Annotated in this window: 23 protein-coding genes and 1 pseudogene; 13 read left to right on the forward strand and 11 right to left on the reverse strand. The window is 53.1% G+C overall.

Going from position 1 to position 21,275, the window contains the following annotated elements:
* From SIB66_RS03000 to SIB66_RS03015, 4 genes are read right to left on the reverse strand one after another with little or no spacing between them, the layout of a single operon-like run.
* Positions 1–798 carry an ABC transporter permease gene (locus SIB66_RS03000; protein ID WP_063407575.1) on the reverse strand — a complete coding sequence of 266 codons (798 nt, stop codon included), beginning with the start codon at positions 796–798 and terminating at the stop codon, positions 1–3.
* Complete coding sequence (locus tag SIB66_RS03005) at positions 795–1,772, reverse strand: ATP-binding cassette domain-containing protein (RefSeq protein WP_063407716.1); 978 nt, start codon at positions 1,770–1,772, stop codon at positions 795–797. Before SIB66_RS03005 ends, SIB66_RS03000 begins: the two co-directional genes overlap by 4 nt.
* 4 nt (positions 1,773–1,776) lie before the next feature.
* Entirely contained in the window at positions 1,777–4,584 is a 2,808-nt protein-coding gene (locus SIB66_RS03010; RefSeq protein ID WP_413681379.1) for a valine--tRNA ligase, read from the reverse strand.
* Positions 4,585–4,644: 60 nt separating this feature from the next.
* Positions 4,645–5,094 (reverse strand): hypothetical protein, encoded by a 450-nt coding sequence (locus SIB66_RS03015; RefSeq protein WP_041375284.1) that lies wholly within the window; start codon positions 5,092–5,094, stop codon positions 4,645–4,647.
* A 58-nt stretch (positions 5,095–5,152) separates the two neighbouring features.
* Here SIB66_RS03015 and SIB66_RS03020 point away from each other — a divergent pair, with 58 nt between their 5' ends.
* The 4 genes from SIB66_RS03020 (at position 5,153) to SIB66_RS03035 (ending at position 7,109) form a co-directional block, all read left to right on the forward strand.
* Positions 5,153–5,410 (forward strand): hypothetical protein, encoded by a 258-nt coding sequence (locus SIB66_RS03020; RefSeq protein ID WP_063398958.1) that lies wholly within the window; start codon positions 5,153–5,155, stop codon positions 5,408–5,410.
* 325 nt (positions 5,411–5,735) lie between these two features.
* Positions 5,736–6,017: a hypothetical protein gene (locus SIB66_RS03025; RefSeq protein ID WP_063407576.1), complete on the forward strand. Its 282-nt coding sequence runs from the start codon at positions 5,736–5,738 to the stop codon at positions 6,015–6,017.
* Between the two features lie 261 nt (positions 6,018–6,278).
* Complete coding sequence (locus tag SIB66_RS03030) at positions 6,279–6,608, forward strand: hypothetical protein (RefSeq protein WP_063407577.1); 330 nt, start codon at positions 6,279–6,281, stop codon at positions 6,606–6,608.
* Between the two features lie 135 nt (positions 6,609–6,743).
* Positions 6,744–7,109 (forward strand): 2Fe-2S iron-sulfur cluster-binding protein, encoded by a 366-nt coding sequence (locus SIB66_RS03035; RefSeq protein ID WP_063407578.1) that lies wholly within the window; start codon positions 6,744–6,746, stop codon positions 7,107–7,109.
* Between the two features lie 95 nt (positions 7,110–7,204).
* Here SIB66_RS03035 and acsF read toward each other — a convergent pair whose 3' ends face one another.
* The gene (gene acsF, locus SIB66_RS03040; protein WP_063407579.1) at positions 7,205–8,254 is read right to left on the reverse strand and encodes a magnesium-protoporphyrin IX monomethyl ester (oxidative) cyclase; all 1,050 of its coding nucleotides are present in this window, start codon (positions 8,252–8,254) and stop codon (positions 7,205–7,207) included.
* A gap of 326 nt (positions 8,255–8,580) precedes the next feature.
* Between acsF and SIB66_RS03045 the strand changes: the two genes are divergently transcribed.
* The 6 genes and pseudogenes from SIB66_RS03045 (at position 8,581) to SIB66_RS03070 (ending at position 12,593) form a co-directional block, all read left to right on the forward strand.
* Positions 8,581–8,886: an ArsR/SmtB family transcription factor gene (locus SIB66_RS03045; protein ID WP_011131561.1), complete on the forward strand. Its 306-nt coding sequence runs from the start codon at positions 8,581–8,583 to the stop codon at positions 8,884–8,886.
* Positions 8,887–8,978: 92 nt separating this feature from the next.
* Positions 8,979–9,182: pseudogene (locus SIB66_RS03050) on the forward strand (pentapeptide repeat-containing protein); the annotation flags it as partial.
* A 33-nt stretch (positions 9,183–9,215) separates the two neighbouring features.
* Positions 9,216–9,416: a pentapeptide repeat-containing protein gene (locus SIB66_RS03055; protein WP_236070417.1), complete on the forward strand. Its 201-nt coding sequence runs from the start codon at positions 9,216–9,218 to the stop codon at positions 9,414–9,416.
* A 54-nt stretch (positions 9,417–9,470) separates the two neighbouring features.
* Entirely contained in the window at positions 9,471–9,554 is an 84-nt protein-coding gene (locus SIB66_RS03060) for a hypothetical protein (RefSeq protein WP_236070438.1), read from the forward strand.
* A gap of 201 nt (positions 9,555–9,755) precedes the next feature.
* Complete coding sequence (pdxH, locus tag SIB66_RS03065; protein WP_063400047.1) at positions 9,756–10,424, forward strand: pyridoxamine 5'-phosphate oxidase; 669 nt, start codon at positions 9,756–9,758, stop codon at positions 10,422–10,424.
* 81 nt (positions 10,425–10,505) lie between these two features.
* On the forward strand, positions 10,506–12,593 hold the full coding sequence (locus SIB66_RS03070; RefSeq protein ID WP_063407580.1) for a 4Fe-4S binding protein: 2,088 nt from the start codon (positions 10,506–10,508) through the stop codon (positions 12,591–12,593).
* Positions 12,594–12,673: 80 nt separating this feature from the next.
* Here SIB66_RS03070 and SIB66_RS03075 read toward each other — a convergent pair whose 3' ends face one another.
* Positions 12,674–13,450, reverse strand: a complete 777-nt coding sequence (locus tag SIB66_RS03075; protein ID WP_063407581.1) for a metal ABC transporter permease — start codon at positions 13,448–13,450, stop codon at positions 12,674–12,676.
* On the reverse strand, positions 13,443–14,120 hold the full coding sequence (locus SIB66_RS03080) for a metal ABC transporter ATP-binding protein (RefSeq protein WP_063407718.1): 678 nt from the start codon (positions 14,118–14,120) through the stop codon (positions 13,443–13,445). Before SIB66_RS03080 ends, SIB66_RS03075 begins: the two co-directional genes overlap by 8 nt.
* 122 nt (positions 14,121–14,242) lie before the next feature.
* Between SIB66_RS03080 and SIB66_RS03085 the strand changes: the two genes are divergently transcribed.
* A complete protein-coding gene (locus SIB66_RS03085) occupies positions 14,243–15,223 on the forward strand; it encodes a metal ABC transporter substrate-binding protein (RefSeq protein WP_063407582.1) in 981 nt (326 codons plus the stop codon).
* A 53-nt stretch (positions 15,224–15,276) separates the two neighbouring features.
* Positions 15,277–16,341 (forward strand): hypothetical protein, encoded by a 1,065-nt coding sequence (locus SIB66_RS03090; RefSeq protein WP_063421801.1) that lies wholly within the window; start codon positions 15,277–15,279, stop codon positions 16,339–16,341.
* A gap of 15 nt (positions 16,342–16,356) precedes the next feature.
* Here the strand turns inward: SIB66_RS03090 and SIB66_RS03095 are convergent, their stop codons facing one another.
* From SIB66_RS03095 to SIB66_RS03105, 3 genes are read right to left on the reverse strand one after another with little or no spacing between them, the layout of a single operon-like run.
* Positions 16,357–17,679, reverse strand: coding sequence for a hypothetical protein (locus tag SIB66_RS03095; RefSeq protein ID WP_063407584.1), 1,323 nt, complete (start codon positions 17,677–17,679; stop codon positions 16,357–16,359).
* On the reverse strand, positions 17,676–18,329 hold the full coding sequence (locus SIB66_RS03100; RefSeq protein WP_063421799.1) for a TIGR03943 family putative permease subunit: 654 nt from the start codon (positions 18,327–18,329) through the stop codon (positions 17,676–17,678). Before SIB66_RS03100 ends, SIB66_RS03095 begins: the two co-directional genes overlap by 4 nt.
* A 13-nt stretch (positions 18,330–18,342) precedes the next feature.
* The gene (locus SIB66_RS03105) at positions 18,343–19,299 is read right to left on the reverse strand and encodes a permease (RefSeq protein ID WP_063407586.1); all 957 of its coding nucleotides are present in this window, start codon (positions 19,297–19,299) and stop codon (positions 18,343–18,345) included.
* An 832-nt stretch (positions 19,300–20,131) separates the two neighbouring features.
* Here SIB66_RS03105 and SIB66_RS03110 point away from each other — a divergent pair.
* Complete coding sequence (locus tag SIB66_RS03110; protein WP_063407587.1) at positions 20,132–20,536, forward strand: Fur family transcriptional regulator; 405 nt, start codon at positions 20,132–20,134, stop codon at positions 20,534–20,536.
* A gap of 178 nt (positions 20,537–20,714) precedes the next feature.
* Here SIB66_RS03110 and SIB66_RS03115 read toward each other — a convergent pair whose 3' ends face one another.
* Entirely contained in the window at positions 20,715–21,065 is a 351-nt protein-coding gene (locus tag SIB66_RS03115) for a hypothetical protein (RefSeq protein ID WP_011131573.1), read from the reverse strand.
* Between the last annotated feature and the right edge of the window lie 210 nt (positions 21,066–21,275).

Consider the following 21,275-nt stretch of genomic DNA (forward strand, 5'->3'; position numbering starts at 1 on the left):
TCAAGCACCCATCGCTGTATAGCGACGCACCCCAGCGCGCCAAGCAATTACCACCAACGGCAGCAACAGCATCAACCAAAACAACTGAGCCGCAAAGCCAGCAACAAAATCAACAGGCAAACCCGCCAGAACCCGTGCCGGGAAATCAATCAGATAGGGAAACGGGGTCCAGAAACAAACCGTTCGCGCCGCATCTGGGAAGGCAGCAATAGGGACCAACCAACCAGAGCAATAGAGATATGGAATCAGCAGCAAGCGCTCTAAAGCACTAGCCTTCTCACTCCAAAAACAGAGTGCGGCAATCAAACTCTGTAGCAAAAAATTAATACTAAAAGCCAGCAAGATGGCCAGACAAGCCAACAAAAACTGGCCAAGCGACGGTAACCAAAAAGACGTTGGATAAAGCAAGAAAAAAATGCCTGCAATGCCAATAGAAAAAGGAAAACGAGTGACTCGTTCAGCCACATGAGCAGCCACATAACGCCAAAGTGGATGCAGAGGCTGGAGCAAAAAGGGAGATAAACGCCCGAGCAAGGCATCCTCCTCAAAGGCAAAAACCACCCAAACCACTGAAAACTGACGCACCATGAAGACGCTGAGGTAATAACGGGCCAAGCCCACCCCCTTGAAGCCAAATGACGCTCCAGCGTCACTTTGACTCCAAAGGCTCAACATGATGAATGGCAGTACACCCGAGAGAGCCCAAAGGGCAATCTCAGCGCGATACTGAACCATGTTGGCGTGCTGAGAAGCCAACAAGGCCCTCACCACCGGCCAAGACAGGCCAGCAATCTTCATACAACCCTCCCCTTACGGAACAGGCTGCCAATCAATTCATCGATCGGTGGATCATTAACTTCAAGATCCAAAACATCAAAATTGGCCAGCAGACGTGCCACAACCTCAGTGAGCTCACTGCGTGAAACCAGAAGACGCACGGCTCGATCATCCAGTGCTTCCAACTCGCCATAACCGACGAAGTCTTCCGGGCAAGCTGACCGATTGAGCTCAAGACGAACCTGACGGAAGGGAGACAGGCTCGTGGCTAATGCATCAAGGCCACCATCGTGAATGAGCTCTCCTTGATGAATCAATAACACCCTCGAACACAAAGCAGTGATGTCAGCCATGTAGTGACTTGTCAGCAACACCGTTGCGCCCGTTTGACGGTTGTACTCGGCCAGGAAACTACGCACCCTCGCCTGAGCATTCACATCCAAGCCAAGGGTCGGTTCATCAAGAAAAAGCACCGAGGGACGATGCAATAGGGCCGCTAATAACTCAGCCTTCATGCGCTGTCCAAGGGACAATTTACGCACCGGGCGGGTGAGCTCTTCTGCGATCTCCAACATCTCCGCCAACTCATTAATGCGGTATCGGGCCTCCTTCTCTCCAATGCCATAGACCGCAGCATTGACCGAGAGCGAATCGAGTGGCGGCAAGTCCCAGATCAGCTGCTGCTTCTGACCCATCACCAAAGTGATCTGCTTGAGAAAAGCAGCCTGACGTCGCTGAGGCACATAACCAGCGACATACACCCTTCCTGCGCTGGGATGAATTAAGCCGCAAAGCATTTTCAAGGTGGTGGTTTTTCCCGCACCGTTGGCACCAAGGAAGCCCACCATTTCCCCTGGCCGGATGCTGAAGCTCACATGACGAACCGCTTGAACATCATGAGTCTTGCGGCGAAAAAAATGGTTGAGCGTGCCAACAAAACCAGGACTCTTATCCGCGACTTGATAGGTCTTACTGAGCTGCTCTACCTCAATCACCACATCAGCCCAAATCGGACAACCGCTGACGCGCAAGCTCAGCCTGAGCCTCAGCCTCAAAAAGGTTGGATTGGCATTCCTCAACGACGTTCGGCGGAGCTTTGATTGCGAAATTCGGATTGGCCAAGCGACCCGCCAGACCAGCAATCTCTTTCTCTGCCTTAGCTAAATCCTTCTCCAAGCGCCCCCTAAGAGCATCCAGATCCACCAATCCATCGATGGGCAGCAGCACTTGCAACTCCCCACTAACACCGGCTAAGCAGCGCTGCTTCAGATGAGCACTGGTCGCCACCACCACGCTCTCAGCACGCGTGAGAGCTGTGATATCCGCAGTTGCCTGCTCTAACAAAGCCGCCAGCTCAGGGCGGCCTGTAATGAATTGAACCGGCACTGTTTGAGCTGGCTTCAGACCAGCAACTGCACGCAAGTTACGCACCACCCGGATGGCCTCAATCAGCTCAGTAAACGACAGCTCAAGAGCATCATCAAGAGATGATTTATTGCTTGCTGGCCAGCTTTGCAAAGCCAGAAAAGTATCTTTGGGCGCACCAGTTAACCCATGCCAAAGTTCCTCGCTCAAGTGAGGCATTAATGGGTGAAGCATCACCAATAGATCAGCAAGCACCTTGGCCAACACCTGACGAGCTGTGCACTGATCCGCCAGAACTTCACCACTGGCATCTTCACCCGGATGTAGCCGTCGTTTACTCAGCTCTAAATACCAGTCGCAAATATCGTTCCAAGCGAACTCATAAAGGCATTTAGCCGCCTCACCAAGGCGATAACTGTCGTAGCGCTCAGCAACATCGCGATTCATGCGAGCTAGGCGAGAAAGAATCCAACGATCCGCGAGCTGCAAGCTCGCAGGATCAGGCTCACCAAGCGACGCCGGCGTCTCTCCACCCAGATTCATCAGGGCAAAACGAGTGGCATTCCAGAGCTTATTAGCGAAGTTCCGGGCCGCCTCCACTGTCGCTGAGGTGTCGCTCTTACGGTCGTAATCCAAGCGGATGTCTTGACCAGCTCCGGCAACTTCACGCACCAGAGCAAAGCGCAAAGCATCGGTGCCATAACGCTCGATTAGCAACAACGGATCAATACCATTGCCGGCGCTTTTGCTCATCTTGCGATTCTGCTCATCCCGCACCAAGCCATGGATATAGACATCTGCGAACGGCATGTGACCGGTGAAGGCACCAGCCATCATCGTCATCCTCGCCACCCAGAAAAAGATGATGTCGAACCCTGTGACCAAAGTGCTGGTGGGATACCAACATTCAAGGTCTGCACTCTCTTGATCAGGCCAGCCCATGGTGGAGAAAGGCCAAAGACCACTGGAAAACCAGGTATCAAGAACATCTTCATCCTGCTGGATGACCACAGCCTCTCCAAACTGATCACGAGCCTGCTGCCATGCCTCCTCCTCCGAGCGAGCCACCAGATAAGGAGTGGCATCGGTCAACTGATCGTCAGTCTCACTGACAACAAACCAGGCAGGAATGCGATGGCCCCACCACAGCTGCCGGCTGATGCACCAATCACGAATCTCAGTTAGCCAATCGCGATAGACCTTTTGCCAACGATTGGGTACGAAGCGGGGTGCTCCATGATCCAAACACTCATGGCAACGGGCCGCTAGAGGTTCCATACGCACGAACCACTGAGTGGAAAGCAAAGGCTCCACCGGCACCTTGCCCCGGTCGGAATAAGGAACGCTATGGCGATGGGGCTCCACTTTCACCAATAGGCCCTCCTCCTGCAAGGCCGCCACCACTGCCTTGCGGGCCTCAAAGCGATCCAGCCCCTCAAAACGACCGGCATGACCATTCATGCTTCCGTTTTTGTTCATCACCGTGATCTGAGGCAAGTCGTGCCGCCGTCCAATCGCAAAATCGTTGGGGTCATGGGCGGGTGTCACCTTGACGCAACCAGTCCCAAAATCCTGATCCACATGATCATCAGCAATCACGGGAATCTCTCGCCCCAGCAGGGGCAATGTGAGGGTTTGACCCACCAAATGGCGATAACGCTCGTCGGCCGGATTCACCGCAACAGCCACATCGCCAAGCATGGTTTCAGGGCGAGTTGTGGCCACTTCAAGATGAGTAGTGCCATCAGCGGCTGGGCCACCCGTTAGGGGATAGCGCAAGTGCCACAAATGACCATCGACTTCCTTCATCTCAACCTCCAAATCGCTCACTGCCGATCCGGAAGCCGGGCACCAATTCACGAGGTACTCACCTCGATAGATCAAGCCCTGCTCATGTAAGCGAACAAAAGCTTCACGAACAGCCGCACTGAGACCTTCATCCAAAGTGAAGCGCTGACGCTGCCAGTCAACCGAGTAACCCAAGCGGCGAAGCTGATCAACAATCCGCCCACCGCTTTCCTCCTTCCAGGCCCAGGCACGTTCAAGAAAGGCCTCCCGGCCTAAGTCATAACGAGTGATCGCTTCAGCCTTGAGCTGCTTTTCAAGAATTGTCTGCACAGCAATCGATGCGTGATCGGTCCCAGGCAGACAGAGCACATTTTTCCCTTGCAAGCGCTGAAAACGCACGATTGTGTCGATCAGAGCCGTATTGAAGGCATGCCCCATATGCAAACTGCCAGTCACGTTTGGGGGGGGGATCACCACCGAAAAAGGCTCGCCGGCAGCCTGTGGGTCAGGGTGAAAAGCACCACTCTCCTCCCATGCGCACTGCCAGCGACTCTCCGTACCAGCTGGGTCGTAGGTCTTAGCAAGGGCATCAGCCGCCTGAACAAAGGCTGGGTCTGCGGCGCTCAGCTCAGTCACGATGGAAGTGGACGGCATGCGAACCATGCTCGCAAAAGGCCGCGGCGCATCCATGACGGCTCGAAACCATCACCCACATCACTGAGAAACTTTCCAAGGAATCGCCACCACTGCCTCCAGCTGTTGCCAGCGACTGCGGTCGGACTCAACCCTTTCCAGCAACCCCACCTGATCCAAGGCCCTGGAAGCCTGCTGAGGTGTCACTACGGCCCCAGGGGCTATAGGCATCACCAGCACCTGGGGCTCAGCTGGATCAGCCATCAGCTGCAATTCGAGATCCTCCAAGGTTCGTTCGTAAAACAACCCGCGCAAGCGACCCGTCAACCTCGGCCCCAGAGCCTCGGCAAATAACTCAAGACTCTCGCGCTCTCCCGACAAACCACAGTTGAGGGCCATCCAGATCAGCAACTTGGCCCAACTATCCACCGTCCAGAGGGGCTGAAAGCTATCCCGGTGCTGCCGCACCAGCTCAGCCAAAGCAAAATCAACCAATTTGCCCTGAAACAGAATTGCTTGGGAATCGTCCATGGCAGACATCCTCTCCTCCAGCAGGCAGACTGATGAGGTGTCTAATCCGGCAGGGCCCATGACCCTGGATCTGAACGATCCCGAACTCGAATTTTCGAATTTGGTGGATGCCTACATCACGTGGGTATTGGCCGTGATCAATGATGAAAAGCTCGAATCTGAGGATCAGCTGCTCACTGATGAGATCTCGGAAGATGCTCTCAATGCGATGCGCTTTCTTCCAGGAGACGTGACCAGCGCCATTGAAACCAGCCTGGCGCGCGTCTATGACGTTGATGCAGAAGAACTCGCCAACCTGCTTTTCCCAGAAGACTGAACTTGATCGCTGATCCCCTGAGCTGCTCATGAGCTGCCTAGGAAGCATTCGTTAGATCTTCTTCACTGATCGATGAGGCATGGTTGCGCTGGATGGCAGATCCCCCAAGCAGACATGGCACTTGCTGGCACCTCCATAGAGCAGATGATGAGATGGGCAAAGTTAAGGCAACGAAGCTGGCAAGGTCAGCACATTCGATCAGGACCATGCAGGTATGGCAGCATCGGCTGGTTGAACACACTGGACGCAGTCGCTTGAGAGCAAAGGTGGCATCTCAGGAGAAGCTTTTCAAAAGCCAGATCTCAAAACTTGAGCTCTAGGAATAGTGGCCAGCAACGAATCAGGACAAATCAAGACTGATACAACGGCCTGCTCGCAAGGATCGTTGGTAGGTGTTCCCTCAGTGATCACCGCTCATCTACAAAACTCAGAGCGATTTCCAAGATTGGCAAACCCGCCACAATCACCCACGTTTAGGCAAGAACTAAGACAACTCTTGCAAAAAGGAACAATGGCCCAACAACAAACCGCATCAATCCTCAATATTTGGCGCGAAAAAGTAGGCAGCGTGAAGACATTGCCTGGCGGTGCTGCTCTTAGCCAGTAGAGCTAACGGGATCGACTAACAAGCTGAAAATAGTGTGATTGATGGCTTCAGATTCCGTTCAAACGCAATATCAGTGCAATCATCTTGAACAATCAGCCACGTAGAGCACACAACCAAACTGAAGAAGGCAAAGGCGAAAACCTATAAAACAATCAAAGCACCGCCCTACCATTGCCACTAAAGGCTGAGCTCCATCCTGCAAAGACAAAACAACTTGGCGTATAAGATTGATTTAAAGGATTTCTCTAAGCACTTTTCACCATGTCAGAGACCCAAGCTCTCTACGTACTATTGGCCCCTACCGGCCAACTGACCGGCAATGGGCAATTACGAGAAACAATTCGCGAACGTCGGAAGCGCAATGGCGACGATGTAGCTTTTTGGTATCTTTCTCCTGAACTGGTTCAGAAATTCAATCTGCCTGGCACAGGAGTGGAAGCAGTGGTTGCCAACGAACTCACAGCAATCAATTGGCTGAAAATGCGCTTTGGTGGTGAGAGTTGCAGCATTCAACTAGATGTGGATCAATTACATGAACATGCAAGTTCATTACCACCGGCACCAACAAATAGGGATCTTAGTATTCAATAAATAATTGCACTGGCAGTTGATACGGGTGATCAATCAACACCAAGCCAACACTACAAACTCATCTGCTAGCGAAGCAATAAAAAAATACCTATCCTTACTACATCGAAAAAACACTTTCACATTCTTGCTACTCATATGACATCCCTTCACAAGATCACAATCCACCACCGCCAAGCAGGCCGCACAATTACTGTTGATGTGCCAGATGGGGAATATATTCTGCGCTCTTTCGAGTCACGTGGAGAGCAGCTGCCTTTTTCATGCAGAAATGGCTGTTGCACAACATGCGCCGTAAGAATTTTATCTGGCGAGATGGATCAAACAGCTGGTATTGGCCTTTCAAAAGAAATGCGCGACAAAGGATATGGGCTGCTTTGCGTGGCAAGAGCAACTGGAGATCTAGAAGTTGAGACTCAGGATGAGGATGAGGTCTACGAAATGCAGTTCGGCAAAGATTTGGGCAACATTAAATCTAAAGCAGGCAGCCCTTTTGATCTATAAACAAACTCAAGCAACAAAGGCTACGGAAATATAACTTGTGCTGTACGCTGAAGAAAACTCTCAGGATTTCGTCAAGTCTTCTTCAGCAGAAGAATTTATCCATAGCGAACTGCATTTGTTTTCTGCATTGGCAAGGCGAACTGCCTAAGAATCAATGAAACAAACTTACTAAGAGCTACCGGCTTAGCCAAGCCAGAGCTTTCCCTCCAATTACGAAATGCCTTCAAGATCTGCATACGCATCTCCAGAAATTTGCCATCATCGAAGTTGTAAACCCAAGGGAATGCATTGCGAGAAGTGTTATTGGTTTGAATGATCACCTCCTCATCAAAAAGGACAGGGTCGATACCCAAAAGCCCATAGAAATCACCCCGCTCGCAAACAGTGAGTGTGTGAGTAAGAAAAACACTCCAAAGGAAAAAGCGGCTTAGCAGTTTGCCTCGGAAGCCTTTGGTCATTCCTGGCCAGCAACGCATCATCAGATTGATGCAATCACCATGACGATTTTCGTCCTGACACCATGGCTCAAAAAAGTCAAATAAAGGCGCACATACCTTCTCAGGGTTGTCATTCAGATGACGGTTAATCAAGATATAACGCCAATAGCCAATCTTCTCAGAAAGATATAAGGAGTAGAGCACCCAGCTGAGCGGAAAAAATGTGGCCGCTCTTTTGTTGCCTAAGTTTGGCAAATCAACATTAATTCCTTCTGCCTTTAATGCCCTACCAAGAAAACCTGCATGACGAGCTTCATCCCTTGCTAAAAATGTAAAAAACTGCCCTAATTCCTGACGACCTGCTTTCTTGAATCTATTTGAGATCTCCTTAAAGAGTAAAAATCCAGAAAACTCTGAGACAACAGAGCGAACCAAATAGCTCTCATAAATAGCCTTGTCTTCAGGAGAGAGTTCAGAAAGGCGCTCTAGAGAAGCCTTGCGATCAAAATGTTTCAGGTTGTAGTCTGCTTCCATCTCTTTAAACATCGCCTCAAAATCTTTGCGGGCGATGTCAAGATCAGTTTTGGCTGCCTTATCGAATTCTGTGGTGTAAAAACGCGGAGTCAGGAGGTTGTCATCAAGGTGTGGCGGAAGCTCATTCCTCCCTCCTCCTCTCATGGTAGGGGCAGTAGCAGTAGTGGCCGTCATCACCTTGCTCTAACTGGCAAGTGATCATAAGGCCTTTGCTTTAAAAATCGCCCTTTCCCTTAGGCAATCGCAAAATACACCGAGTATCCAAATCACAACACAGGAACACAAGCAGCCTCGATACAGCCAATCGCGCCCAAGAACCCGCAAGATCTAGAGGCCTCAAGGCTGATCAGCAATCCTGTAACTACAAGCCTGCAGGGGCTTCAGCCCAGACAGCAATCCAGCAAGGACGCTAAAGCTAATATAACGCTATTGCGTTAATATACCTCATCAAGTCTCAGCAGGTCACGCTAAGTTTATTCTGTTTTATACAAGTTATTGATATGGAGCTCCTCGCCGAGTACTTCAAAGTGTTCTCAGAGCCCAATCGCCTGGCAGTTCTTGAGGCACTCAGGAGCGGACCGCTCAATGTAACTGCCGTTGTTGAAAAAACTGACCTAAGCCAGGCCCTGGTATCGAAACACCTGAAGCTGCTGACCATCGCTGGAGTGGTGCATCGCCGCCCTGAAGGATCCCTCGTGTACTACGAGGTGATGGACAAGGCTGTGTTCAAACTGATTAGCCAGGCGCAAAAACTGATCATGACCGCCCGCCGCCAACAGCTCGACGAACTCTCCTCCATCATCTGATCGAGGAGCTTCCTTCTCTGGACCCACGAAAGCACGACCAATTACGACAAGCCCTTGCTGATGGCAAGCGTTCTTTTCCAGGGCTTCAGCTCATTCAAGTCGATGGTCTTGATCTCAATCTCTCAAGCTGCGAACTCACCGACAGCTGTTTCAAGGAAGCCCGCTTTGGTCATGCCCAGCTAAGCAATGCCAACGTCCAGGGCTGCTGTTTTCAAGAAGCCTTGCTATGGGGGGCAGATCTTTCCAATCTTCAAGCTCAGCAATCGTTTTGGCACGAAGCTGACCTCTCCGGATCCCGTATGCAAAAAGCAGACTTCAGCGAGGCTGTCATGCATCGCTGCTGCTTAAGAGGCGTGATTGCTGCCAGCAGCAGATGGCATCACACCCGGCTAGTCGAGGCAAATTTCCGTTCAGGACTCGATCAACTCACTGACCTAGGCAAAGCAGATTTCAACAACGCAGACCTTGGTTATGCCCTGCTACAGAGAGCCAATCTGCACGGAGCCAACCTGTTTGGCTGCTGCCTCTAGGGCACATCCTTTAGCGAGGCCGATCTACGCGAAGCGGACCTACGTGGATGCGCTCTGAGAAACAGCAAGCTAGAAGGAGCCCAGCTGGAGGGCGCCCGCCTTGAGGGAGCCCTGCTACCCAAAGGCCTAAAACCTTAAAACTCAAAACCAATCAATCCATTGCTAAGCCCATGGCAAGGCGCTGATGCTGATCTTCATTAGGCCTGCCAATGCAGATCTTTCAAAACCGCTACTGAAAGGATTAATCCTCAGCAGTAATACACCCTGCTAAACAGATAGAACATCAAGCGGCGGGCCCAAGCGGCATTGGCTCAGAATCCTCTTAACCCCATCGCTCCCATGGGTGCACCCTCCCCTGATCAAGACATTGCAGCGATTAGGCGGAATTACCAACGAGCAAGCCTGCGCAGTGTCGACCTAGATGCCGATCCAGTGGAGCAATTCCGTCGCTGGCTTCAGCAAGCCATCGCAGCTGATCTGCAAGAGTCCACAGCCATGGTGCTCAGCACCTTTGATGGCAAGCGCCCCAGTAGCCGCACAGTGCTGCTCAAAGCCTTTGACAAGCGCGGATTTGTGTTCTTCACCAATTACGGCAGCCGAAAAGCCCAAGACATTTCTGCGCATCCGAATGTGAGCCTGCTCTTTCCCTGGTATGACCTTGAGCGGCAAGTCGCAATCATGGGCCCTGCTGAGCGCATCAGCAGAGCTGAATCTCAGGCCTATTTCAGCTCAAGGCCCTTCGGGAGTCGCCTTGGGGTGTGGGTATCGCAGCAAAGCCAAGTGATCAGCTCGCGCCAGATCCTGGAAATGAAATGGCAAGAAATGAATCGTCGCTTCGCCAATGGTGAAGTACCCCTCCCTGAGTTCTGGGGTGGCTTTCGGGTGGCTCCGACTGAATTCGAATTCTGGCAGGGACGCGAGAACCGGCTAAACGATCGATTTCGCTACCGACCCCAACAAGACAGCAACCATGCGCAAACCTGGCGCATCGAGCGCTTAGCCCCATGAATTAATTGATCAAGATGAGCTTGAGCCGCAATGGCTTGCTGTCAGCTTGGATGAGTTGGATGTCCGTCGTGTCTGATCGGTATGGAGTCCACCACCCCCAGCCATCAATACATGATGCGGATGGCTCCCTACCTAATCGGTCGCCCACGCCGCGGCGTCGTGGGCGGCAGCCGTTATGCCTGCAAGTTACGGGAATCCATTCGCCAAGCAGCCAATGATCCAGAGCGCAAGCCAGTCTTAATCAGTGGTGAACCAGGCTTAGAAAAAGACAACATCGCCAGACTGGTGCATTTCGGCTCTGCCGATCGACGCCTTCTTTTGATGCGCTTCGATGCCAGCAACATACGAGGCCAAGGCGTTGAACTTTTTGGCAGAGAAGGCTCTCATGAACTGTCTCTGCTCGATTGCCTAGGGAATGGCAATCTGCTGATCGACTGCATTGATCTTGCAGAGCCTCAACTGCAAGCACGTCTGATTGCCCTTGCCACTGAAGGCCACCCTGCCTTCTCGGGGCGGATCTTGTTGACTGCCGAATCAAGCCTCAAAGAGCTAGAGGGGGTAGCAACTCAGATCAGAGTGCCACCCTTAAGAGTGCGACGATCCGATCTGGGCGATTGGCTCCGTTACAGCCTGCGCCAGCGCAGCGCCAGTCTGGGCTGGAGTCGCCCTCCCGAGTTGCCCGAAGCAATTGTCAGGCGACTGCAAAGCCACGATTTCCCGAACAACATCCGCGAATTGGACAGCGTGGTGGAACGGGCCCTGCAACAAGCCCGCAGCCAGGCCGCGGCTGAGCAAGCAAGCGCTGCAATCACCATGGTCCTACCCGCAGCTTTGCCGGAAGACGTGTTCTGGGTGAACAGCCGGGAACCCAACCTGCGCTTTGAGATCTGGCGCTGGAAGCCTCAACTACGTCAGTTGATGCGCTCACCCCAACTCTGGAACGGCTTGCTTTTTGGGCTGGTGAGCTGGGTCTTCGTGCTCGTGAACCTGTGGCTGTGGTTTGGCCCACAAGACAGGGCACATAACAGCATGCTCAAATTTTTCTGGGCCTGGTGGTGGCCTCTGATCCTGCTGACTTACCCGCTAGTTGGGCGACTTTGGTGTGCAGTCTGTCCATTCATGGTCTGGGGCGAAATTGCTCAGAACAGCAAAAAGGCTCTCGCAAAATTGATCTCAACCTTGGGTTTACCTGCCGGTTGGTTGCAACCAAGACTCTGGCCCCATGGCGATCACGACAGTTGGGGCGCACCAGTTTTGGCGATAGGGTTCGCAGCGATCCTGATCTGGGAAGAGGTCTGGAACCTAGAAGACACCGCTCGACTCAGCAGTTGTCTCTTGCTACTGATTACCTCAGGAGCTGTGCTGTGTTCACTGGTCTTCGAAAAGCGATTCTGGTGCCGCTATCTCTGCCCAGTTGGCGGCATGAATGGCCTATTCGCAAAGCTTTCGATCCTCGAATTACGTGCGCAATCGGGCACTTGCTCAGGGAGTTGCACGTCCTACGCCTGTTTCAAAGGAGGTCCTGCTGAAGGCGAAGGGATGGCGAGCGAAGGTTGCCCCCTGGGCACCCATCCAGCCCATCTCAGCGACAACCGCAACTGTGTCCTTTGTCTGACCTGCGCCCAAGCATGCCCGCACCACTCCGTGCAATTGCGACTGCGGCCTCCAGCCGCAGATCTGCAACGCAGCATGCATGGTCCAAAAGGCGAGAAGGGATTGATCTTGGTGTTGGCAGGTGGAATCACCCTGCATCATTGGCAACGACTACTGGGCTGGTTGCCCCTGGCTCCAGAGTCTCTCCAGGAGGGGCCCCTTTTAGCGCGACTGGTGTTTGCTGCACTAGCGCTAAGCCTGCCAGCAGCTGCAGGTCTGTGGGTGGAGCGTCGCTGGCTGTATACCGCCTTGCCACTGTTGTGGAGCGTGCTCTTGGCGCGTCATCTACCGATTGGCATGGCAGAGGCCGGCACTGTGTTGCCGATTGGTTGGCCTCAATGGAGCGCCGATCCCAAGGTGATTGGCTTCTGCCAAAGCTTGGCAATTGCGGTTGGTTGGCTTGGTTGTGTGGTGTTACTTCGGCGTCTAATCAGCCGCCAGCGACAACCCTGGCTAACAGCTAGCGGAGCATTGTTGGTCTTGGCGCTGGCTAGCCGTTGGGTCGTGCACATCTAGAAAGGAGAATCCCGATTAGCGAGGGGATGGCAGCTCAGAACAACTTTTGCCGTCAGTAGCGATGTCAATCTGAACCTTGGTCAACGGCGCCAAAAACACAACAACACCAGACAAAGCACCCCAATCAAAGGCCCCGGCGGCAGATCCAACAAAATCGCCAGCATTAATCCGCCACTGCTCAGCAGCACACCAGTGCCAGCAGAGCGCAGCATCAAGACGCGCAGACTCTCGCTGCAATCAAGATTCACCAGCACAGGAGCGCAAAGCAGGGCAATCACAAGCACAACACCAACGGCAGTGATTGCACTGATCACGACCAAAGCGGTGATCAGAATCGTGATGAAACGGATCTGCATGACCGGTCGTCGCGCCGCGATCGCTCCCTCCTGATCCACACCGAGAAACACAAGATCCTGATAACGACTGAGCAACAGCAGCAGCAAGGCAACGGCAGCGATCAGCGTCCGGATCACATCGCTACCGTTGCCAGCAAGCATGTCTCCAAAAAGAAGGGCTTCCAGATCGATTCGCGCTTGCAGCAGGGGCACCAGCAGCACCCCCAGGGCAGTGAAACCCGCCAGCACGGTGTTCATTGCGCCCTCCTCCCGGCCTTTGAAGCGATGGTTGAGCTGTTCTGCCAGCAACGCACCAAGCAGACCGCTCAGCAAACCACCGATTAGGGGATCCAGCTCGAATGCCAGCGCAAGCACCAGCCCTGGCAAGACCGAATGGGCCATCAGATTGGCTAAAAGGATGCGTCGCTGAGTAATCAGCAGAGCACCAGTCGTCGGGCAGATCAGCCCAACCATCAGAGCCAAGATCAGTGGCGTTAGCCACCAAACGCCAAAGTCATCCACAGCAGTGACTGCCCATCATGCAAGTCATGTCGGTGAGGTTCTGGCGAACTTCCTCGGGTGTGCCACAGGCAAGCACCGTACCGTCGAGCACCACCACTCGGTCATAACTGTCGAGGGCACTGCCCCAATCATGGCTACTCACGAGTAGGGTTTGTCCCGATTCTGCTTGCTGGCGCATCACTGTGAGTAGGTGTTCACGCGTCGGCGGGTCGATGGCGCTGCAAGGTTCATCGAGCAACAAGATGCTGGTCTGCTGCATCAGTGCCCGTGCCAGCAGCACCCGCTGCTGCTGGCCTCCTGACAGCCGGTCGAGCCGTCGAGCACCGAGACCATTCAGCCCAACCTGATTGAGTAGCTGCTGCGCAGAAAGCTGCTGCCCTCGATTGCGCGTACGCAATCTTCCCAACTCCACCATCTGCGTCACCGTGATCGGAAACGACCAGTCGATCGACGCCCGTTGTGGCATCAAAGCAATACTGCCGTTGCTTTCAATCGTGCCCTGATTCGCTCTAAGGCAACCCTGAATCAAATGAAGCAGGGTGGACTTACCAGCACCATTAGGACCGACGAGGGCTGTAAGCGTCCCAGGGTGAAGGTCGAGATCAACACTCTTAATGGCAGGGCAGTTGTCGTAGTCATAGGAGACTCCTTGCACGCTGAGGCTCGGCATCGCTGAGGCAATGCCAACACCCAACTGATAAAGACCTTGGTCCTGTCTTGGAACTGAAACAAGAGAACGCACAGAACCCCGCCTGGCCATAAAAATGGGAATCATTCTCATTTTAGAACATTTTGGCTGCAGCTCGCCGTATCACACCTTCAGCAATAAACGCTCTGCTTGTTCTAGCCACAGTCTCTGCTACTCCAGTTTCTGCACAGACAAGTCAGCCAACCGTGGTCGCCATTGATGGTGTGCTCTGTGATCTCACTCGCACCCTTGTGGCCTCAGATGCCAAGGTAGTTTGCCTGATTCAACCGGGTAGCGATCCCCACAACTACCGGCTCAAACCCAGTGATCGACAAGCTCTGAGCAGTGCGAGTTTGGTGTTGCACAACGGCTACAACCTCACCCCGAGTGCAAACAAAATCAGCGGTTCAGCCAAGGTGGTTGCCGTAGCGGAGAAAGCAATACCCACGACGGTCCACGCAAACCACGACAACGGCCATGCGGAGCATGGTGCTCATGACCACGACGAGTCAGACCCCCATGTCTGGCACGATCCCGCCAACTCGGCCGCGATGGTGACCGTTATTGCTGAGCGTCTCGCTCCTGTCCTGCCTGCAACGCAACAGGCTGCATTGGCTGCTCGGGCGGCAGAAGCGATTAACGTGCTCAATGCAGTTGGTGATTGGGGCGGTAACCAGTTCGCGACGATTCCTGAGAATCAGCGCGTTCTCGTGAGTGAACACAAAGCTTATAGCTACCTTACGAATCGCTATGGGCTGAGACAAATCACCATGCTCGATTCCTTCACAACCGGAGGCGTTTTGCGCCCCTCTAGCCTTCGAACGATCACAGCTGAAGTGCAAGGCTCCGGCGCCCAAACCCTTTTCCCTGAATCTCTGCCTGTCAGCAAGACCCTGCGCCGTATCAGCCGCAGCACTGGTCTGCCCGTTTATAGCTCACCTCTTTTCGCCGATGGCCTCGCTCCCGATCGCTCCACAGTGGGCACGGCAACGCTAAACATTTGCACTGTGGTCCAAGGCCAAGGAGGCCAGTGTGATCAGGCTGCTGCCGATGAACTGATGGTGCGTTGGTCCGCAATTCGTTGAACAATCAATTTCACCTTTGTTGAATCCCTTTCAATTCATTCCTACACAAACCAATGTCTCATCGTCTCTTCAATCGGCCCAAGCTTTTACTTCTAGCGCTCCTACTTGCTCCAACAACGCTTGATGCCACCCTCTGCCGCCCCGGCGTTGCAGGTGGCAACCATGGCGGCGGTGGCGCAGAAGCGCTAGAGGCAGGTGAATTTCGTACATCCCCCGTTCTCACCATCGAAGGCCATGGAGGGTTCGAAACCAACCTCGAGGGCAGCCCTGAGCACTACGCCATCGATGGTTTGTTTGGCGTAGTGATGGAGTGGGGTCTTGGCAATAACGGTAGCTTCGCGATTGAAGCCGCCATTGGTCCAGCCCTGGTGTGGGGTGAAGCGGAACACTTTTACGGCAAGGTTCATGTCGATGAGCATGACGAAGAGACGGATAGCCATAGCGACGATGAGCATGATGACGACGACCATGACGAGCATGATGACGACGAGCATGACGAGCATGAGGACGACGAGCATGACGAGCATGAGGACGACGATGATCATGCTGGCCATGGGGCCCATGACACCGACTACAAACGCTCCGATGTCCGCGGTTTCCTACAGGCGCGCTATTCCCCTAACGATCGGCTGAGCCTCTCGGTCTCCTGGAATCCCTACTACGTCACCAAGGATCAAGGCGAAGACATTAAGGGTCTGAAGAATGAACTAGGCGCGAAAGTGGTTTGGGCACTGGGTGATGGAGATGTCAATTTTGCTCTCGGCGATCGCCTCGAAGATCTAATCGATGGCGTTTATCTCTCTATCGAGCATCGGCAGGGATGGGAATCGGATGGCACATGGATGGGCAACTACACCGATCCCCGTCTTGGAGTCGGTTTCAATGTCGACCTGTTGAACATCAGCCTCAACGCTGGACCACGCTTCTACGTACCAGGCAGCTACTCCGGACTAGAACAGCGCACCGATTTCGCAGGCGAACTGGAAGTTGCATATCCAATCGGCAACAACACTGTTCTGTTCGCCCACTGGCAGCCCACCTACAGTTCAGAAGGAGGCTCAGGCTGGGGTGAAGGCTGGCAGCACCACGTCGGCACCGGCGTCACATTCAGCTTCTAAGCCAACAGCGATAGATCACCCTGCGGACAACCAAAGTGCCTCCTTAATTCGTATTGGCAATACCTTGAGCCATTCAAGCGTGGTGGCATCCATCAGAGCCGCTCGACCTGCATCCCATTCTGGCTTGGTGACGGTCATCAACAACTGTTCGCCCACAGGGTCAAACTGCAGCATTGAACGTGGCTTAAAAGTCCATGGTGCTAGTTGGCGGCGGCCCAGTACCAAGCCGTCGCCATCCAGTAGAACAAGCTCATGTTGCATGCGGCGATCCTGCCTGCGACCAAGAACCGCCCAAACACGCTCGCCCCTGTTATCACAACTCAAGGCCAGCACTGACTCTTCGCCAAGCCAGAGCTGCTTAGGGGGCAATCCTGGAATCACCAACTCGATGGAACGGCGATAGTCCGGCCAATGGCGGATGAGCACTGCCCTGCCCGTGGCTTGGCAGAAATCTCCGAGATCCCTTGCCCCGGGGAGGAGTTGGGGGGTCTTGTAGTTTTCAATCAATGGACGCAGTGTCAGCCCGTTGAAGGTGGGCACAACCACTCCACCACCGGCCGGAAGCAGCTGGATCGGACCGGAGGCTTTGATCTCAAGGGTTCTTCTCTGGCCATCCGCTTTGATCAGTTCAGTGCGTCCACTTCCTGGAGAGAATCCTCCTGTTTGCGCAAGCAGATCACCGTTCAGGTTGCTGCTGAGATCAGCAAAAAGATATTGCCCTGGCACCAATGGCATCAATTTCCCTGCCTTTGGAGCAGCGAGCTGATCGCGATGAGCCGTGATATTGCGTGGCAACAAAGGCAGCAAAAAGAGTCGTTGCTTCCAGTCCTTATCCCTTTCGATCAAGGCGGCTCCCTTGCCATTGCCAAGGGGAACAACTCTCTGAATCTGATTCAGCGTGGGGCCCAGGGGTATCCAACGCCCATCGCGGCTCTGGACTTGCAGTTGGTCTCCGCCATCCACCTGGCGATTCACTAACAGCCAGGGTCTCGGATCCCACCACCAGTGTTGGGGAGGTAGAGCCTGGGCTCGATGATCCTGTCCAGCAACCGTCAGCTGAATTGAAGCCTTGATTCTCTGATTGGCATCAATCAACAAACGCAGAAGATTGTTCTCCCCCTGCCAACGGTGAAGTAGGTCCGGTTGTAGTTGACTATCTGCCGCCACGCTCCCCAGTTGCATAGGCCGACTGAAGCGAAGGTCAAGGGCAGCACTACCTGACTGAAGGGGCTGCGGTGTGCGTGACAGCAATCGGGGTGGACGGCTCAGCAGCAGTTGCTGTTGCACCAGTACCAGAGCCGCGAAACTTGTTAGCAGCACCCACATCTTTTGCTTCATGGTTCCAGCGGTCGTTCCGGCCTTTGAATCGGGGTGATTGTCTCGGGAACCACAACGGCGACTCTCTGGCCCTGACGTGTTTCCACCTTCATATGCCCTTCAATCTTGAGCCACTGATTGACCTTGGGTTTAGCGTCCACTGGCCAGGACACCGGTAGACCTGCAGGGGTGGCATCCGCCAGACAGCAGCGCACAGTAAGGCGTGCGATCTGGGCTGGCTGGTCGCCTCTATTGAGCACAAATCCACTGATGTTGACAGGATTGCCATCCACCAGATCCGGGTCAGGCTGGCTGCGCAATAGCCTTACCCAGTCCGTAAGCGTGCGCTGTTGAGGCGGCAGCACGAAAGCAAGATCCGGCGGTTCAAGTAGGCCTTGCGGGCGCGAGGCTGCCAGGTCGCTGAAGGAAGGTTGCGGAGGCACTGCTAACACAAGGACTGCCATCCCAGCACTGGCCAGCCAGGGCCATGAGACTGATTCTTTCCGCTTGCGGCTTTTAAGTCCCACCATCACACCCGCAATCAGCAGCGCCACTCCTGAAGCGCTGACAAGTTTGTGGAAGCCACCAGCGAGAAGGAGGTCGAGACGACCTGAATGAACACTCCAGACCACCATCAATCCCCACAGCTGCAGAAGCAGGGCACGCATCATCGTTTTCTCCTGTTCAAAGTTGCCATAAATTGACCCACTGGCCGATGAGCAGCACGCCTAAACAGGCCACGATTGCCGTGATGCCAATCGCTTTTGGCCTGAGCAACACCGTGAACAAACCTGCAAGTTTCAGATCCACAACCGGACCCAATAACAGGAACGCCAGCAGGGCTCCTGGTGTCACCTGGGCAGCAAAGCCAAGGGCCAGAAAAGCATCCACGCTTGAGCACACCGAGACCACAATCGCCAGCAGCATTAACGCCACAATCGAGAGTGTCGGCGCGCTGCCTACCGCCAATAGCCAACTGCGTGGCAGCCAGCTCTGCACAAGGGCCGCGATCACACAACCGAGTACGAGTAGAGCAAGCAGGTCAAGAAATTCCCGGCTGCTTTGTTCCAGCACCTCACTGAGTTGAGGTCGCTCAATTCTCGTTGGTTGTGGATCGGGTAGCGCGGCTCCGATCAGCCCAGCGCCTCTTTCTAATAGGCCGATGCTGCTCAAGGGCTGGCTAAGACTCCGTTCTGCCAGTAGGGACGATTCAATCAATTGCGCTTCTGGTAGCTGCACCAAAAGAGCACTGAGTAACAAAGCGATGAGAAAGGCTCCCAGTGGTCTAGCAATCAGCAACCAAGACTGATCAGGGAAAGCGGCCCAGGTGCTGGCGAGAACAATCGGATTCAGGACTGGCGCTGCAAACAAAAAGCCGAAGGCTGTGCCCAAAGGAGCACCGCTGGCCAGCAAGCGGCGGGCGACAGGAACATTGCCACATTCACAAGCAGGTAGGGCAAAACCCATTAAGGCACCCGTGATCGGCGCTAGCAGTGGATGCCGGGGGAGACGTCCGATCCAGGCACCCTGGGGTACCAGCCAGCGGGCCAGGCCAGCAATGGTGACACCCAGCAACAGGAAGGGAATCGCTTCAAGCAGAAGGCCCTGAAATATCGCCCAGGCTGTGGCGAGCCTATCCATCTAGCTCAACTGTGCATGTGGCTAATTCTGCAGCAATGGAATTCTTTTGCAGAATTTTTCATGATATTGGATGGATCAGATTGAACACTTGTGCCCAGTGATCGCTGCTCATCATGTAATGACATGAGCACCCAAAACAACCTTAAAAACTACTTATAACCCACAGCAGTGGCTGACTCGCGTTGAGAATCAGACTAAGCTAATTGCCCTTGTGAGTGCAAAAGCTTGGCGGATATTCTTCCACTTGACTCTCATGAGAGCGCTGCAAAAGCAAGTGCGAGAACTCTAATCAAGACGCTTCCAGATCCTATTGTCATGCAAAAAATAAAAGAACTTCCCTGGTCTGATAAATATTGTATGTTCTGATTAATCAGTGACAGTTTGAACAATCACGCGTTTGTTTTCACCTCCAGCCCTTGCAGGATGCTAACTTGATTAGCGATCGACGTAAGGGTCACTGGATTTACTACCACTTGAGAATAACGACCTTAAATATCTTGCAGGGCTGGCTTAGTTTTCAGCAAAAAATATAAAACTTAGTCATTGATTGCGAATCATCGCGATTAATGACACATCAGTGAGTCAATTGCCGAAACTGAATCACAAACCAAAGCTCTGACGAATGTCATTTCAAAATGAGGTAAAGAGTTTATCAATCAAAGATTCTATATTCTCTTGAGATCTGCTTAAACATCTGCTTTTTTGCATAAAATTGAATTCTTGCAATGGTCTTGCTCGTTGATTCTCTAGAATCATTGATACAAAAAATTTGTCAAAAGCAATCCTCTTGCCAGCTCCTCTGAGCTAAAAGATCAAGTGAACGAGCTCATCCATGCCTCTAGATCAGCGCCAGCCCACACTGCGACAGAAGCAACTTTTGAAAGAACTACGTGGCTGTTGCGATGAAATGAGCGGTCAGCAGCTGTATCGCGCCTTGCAGGACAGCCCCTATGCCATGGGACTTGCGACCGTATACAGAAACTTGCGCCAGCTTCAACAACGAGGACTGGTGAGATGCCGACATCTACCTACAGGTGAAGCCCTCTATGCGCCAGTGGAAAGAGACATTCATCACCTCACATGCGTGGACTGCGGCAAAACGCTGCCGATCGAGCATTGCCCTTTGCACAACCTCAACATCCCGCAAGAACAAAGTCATAATTTTCAGCTGATCTTCCACACACTTGAGTTCTTTGGTCACTGTGAGAGCTGCCAAAAGGATCAAACCCTGACCTGAAATCTCACTGAAGAAACGCTTAGGCAGCGGCCCAACCTCCTGCAAAGCTCATACATCAAAGCAATAAAAATGATCAACAAAAAAAGTATCACCAGCAAATCAAATCACAGTTGAACAATTTAGCCATGCCAAGATTCACATGGCATGTTAAATAGGCCAGAGCACTTGCTACAAATAACTACTGTTCTTTTTCTATAAAACGAAAACCTCCACCACAAGCAGATGCTTCAGCTCCCTCAGGCAAACTAATCAAGAAGCCGCCACCACTCAAATCTCCATAATAATTGAGGGTGAGACCCGAAAGTAAATGGAACTGGCCAACCGGTGCAAAAAGAGTGATGCCATCTGCTCTAGCGACAGGCACACCACCACATTCACCAGGCTGGAGTCGTATGTACAGCCAACCCTCATCGTAGGTGGCCTTAATCAAATCAAGGTGCATCAAGCCTGGCTTGCCGGCCAAAGCAGCCTGTCGAACCAACTCAGCTGCGGCGGTTGGCGTAATCCCTAGGCGCGGACCATTTTCCATCTCGAAGAATTAACGATGAATCACTATTGCATCCCTAGCGACATTCTTCATTCTCAAGAAATCTAGCTCTGCAGTGGTCCCTTTCAGGCCTAGGACTTGGGAATCCTGGCTTGATCATGCGGGTCAGCCTTCATGGGTCTAAAGGGAGTTGTGATCAGAAGCTCGCCTCATGCTGAATTGATGAGGATCATGATGAAACCCTGCCTAAAT

This window comes from Prochlorococcus sp. MIT 1318 (assembly GCF_047304505.1).
Lineage (GTDB): Bacteria > Cyanobacteriota > Cyanobacteriia > PCC-6307 > Cyanobiaceae > Prochlorococcus > Prochlorococcus marinus_D.

Coding starts and splice junctions, on each gene's coding strand:
- SIB66_RS03000 (WP_063407575.1), bottom strand. CDS start 798: ATGAAGATTGCTGGCCTGTCTTGGCCGGTGGTGAGGGCCTTGTTGGCT.
- SIB66_RS03010 (WP_413681379.1), bottom strand. CDS start 4,584: ATGCCGTCCACTTCCATCGTGACTGAGCTGAGCGCCGCAGACCCAGCC.
- SIB66_RS03015 (WP_041375284.1), bottom strand. CDS start 5,094: ATGGACGATTCCCAAGCAATTCTGTTTCAGGGCAAATTGGTTGATTTT.
- SIB66_RS03020 (WP_063398958.1), top strand. CDS start 5,153: ATGACCCTGGATCTGAACGATCCCGAACTCGAATTTTCGAATTTGGTG.
- SIB66_RS03030 (WP_063407577.1), top strand. CDS start 6,279: ATGTCAGAGACCCAAGCTCTCTACGTACTATTGGCCCCTACCGGCCAA.
- SIB66_RS03035 (WP_063407578.1), top strand. CDS start 6,744: ATGACATCCCTTCACAAGATCACAATCCACCACCGCCAAGCAGGCCGC.
- acsF (WP_063407579.1), bottom strand. CDS start 8,254: ATGACGGCCACTACTGCTACTGCCCCTACCATGAGAGGAGGAGGGAGG.
- SIB66_RS03045 (WP_011131561.1), top strand. CDS start 8,581: ATGGAGCTCCTCGCCGAGTACTTCAAAGTGTTCTCAGAGCCCAATCGC.
- SIB66_RS03055 (WP_236070417.1), top strand. CDS start 9,216: ATGCATCGCTGCTGCTTAAGAGGCGTGATTGCTGCCAGCAGCAGATGG.
- pdxH (WP_063400047.1), top strand. CDS start 9,756: ATGGGTGCACCCTCCCCTGATCAAGACATTGCAGCGATTAGGCGGAAT.
- SIB66_RS03070 (WP_063407580.1), top strand. CDS start 10,506: ATGGAGTCCACCACCCCCAGCCATCAATACATGATGCGGATGGCTCCC.
- SIB66_RS03080 (WP_063407718.1), bottom strand. CDS start 14,120: ATGCCGAGCCTCAGCGTGCAAGGAGTCTCCTATGACTACGACAACTGC.
- SIB66_RS03090 (WP_063421801.1), top strand. CDS start 15,277: ATGTCTCATCGTCTCTTCAATCGGCCCAAGCTTTTACTTCTAGCGCTC.
- SIB66_RS03095 (WP_063407584.1), bottom strand. CDS start 17,679: ATGAAGCAAAAGATGTGGGTGCTGCTAACAAGTTTCGCGGCTCTGGTA.
- SIB66_RS03100 (WP_063421799.1), bottom strand. CDS start 18,329: ATGATGCGTGCCCTGCTTCTGCAGCTGTGGGGATTGATGGTGGTCTGG.
- SIB66_RS03105 (WP_063407586.1), bottom strand. CDS start 19,299: ATGGATAGGCTCGCCACAGCCTGGGCGATATTTCAGGGCCTTCTGCTT.
- SIB66_RS03110 (WP_063407587.1), top strand. CDS start 20,132: ATGCCTCTAGATCAGCGCCAGCCCACACTGCGACAGAAGCAACTTTTG.
- SIB66_RS03115 (WP_011131573.1), bottom strand. CDS start 21,065: ATGGAAAATGGTCCGCGCCTAGGGATTACGCCAACCGCCGCAGCTGAG.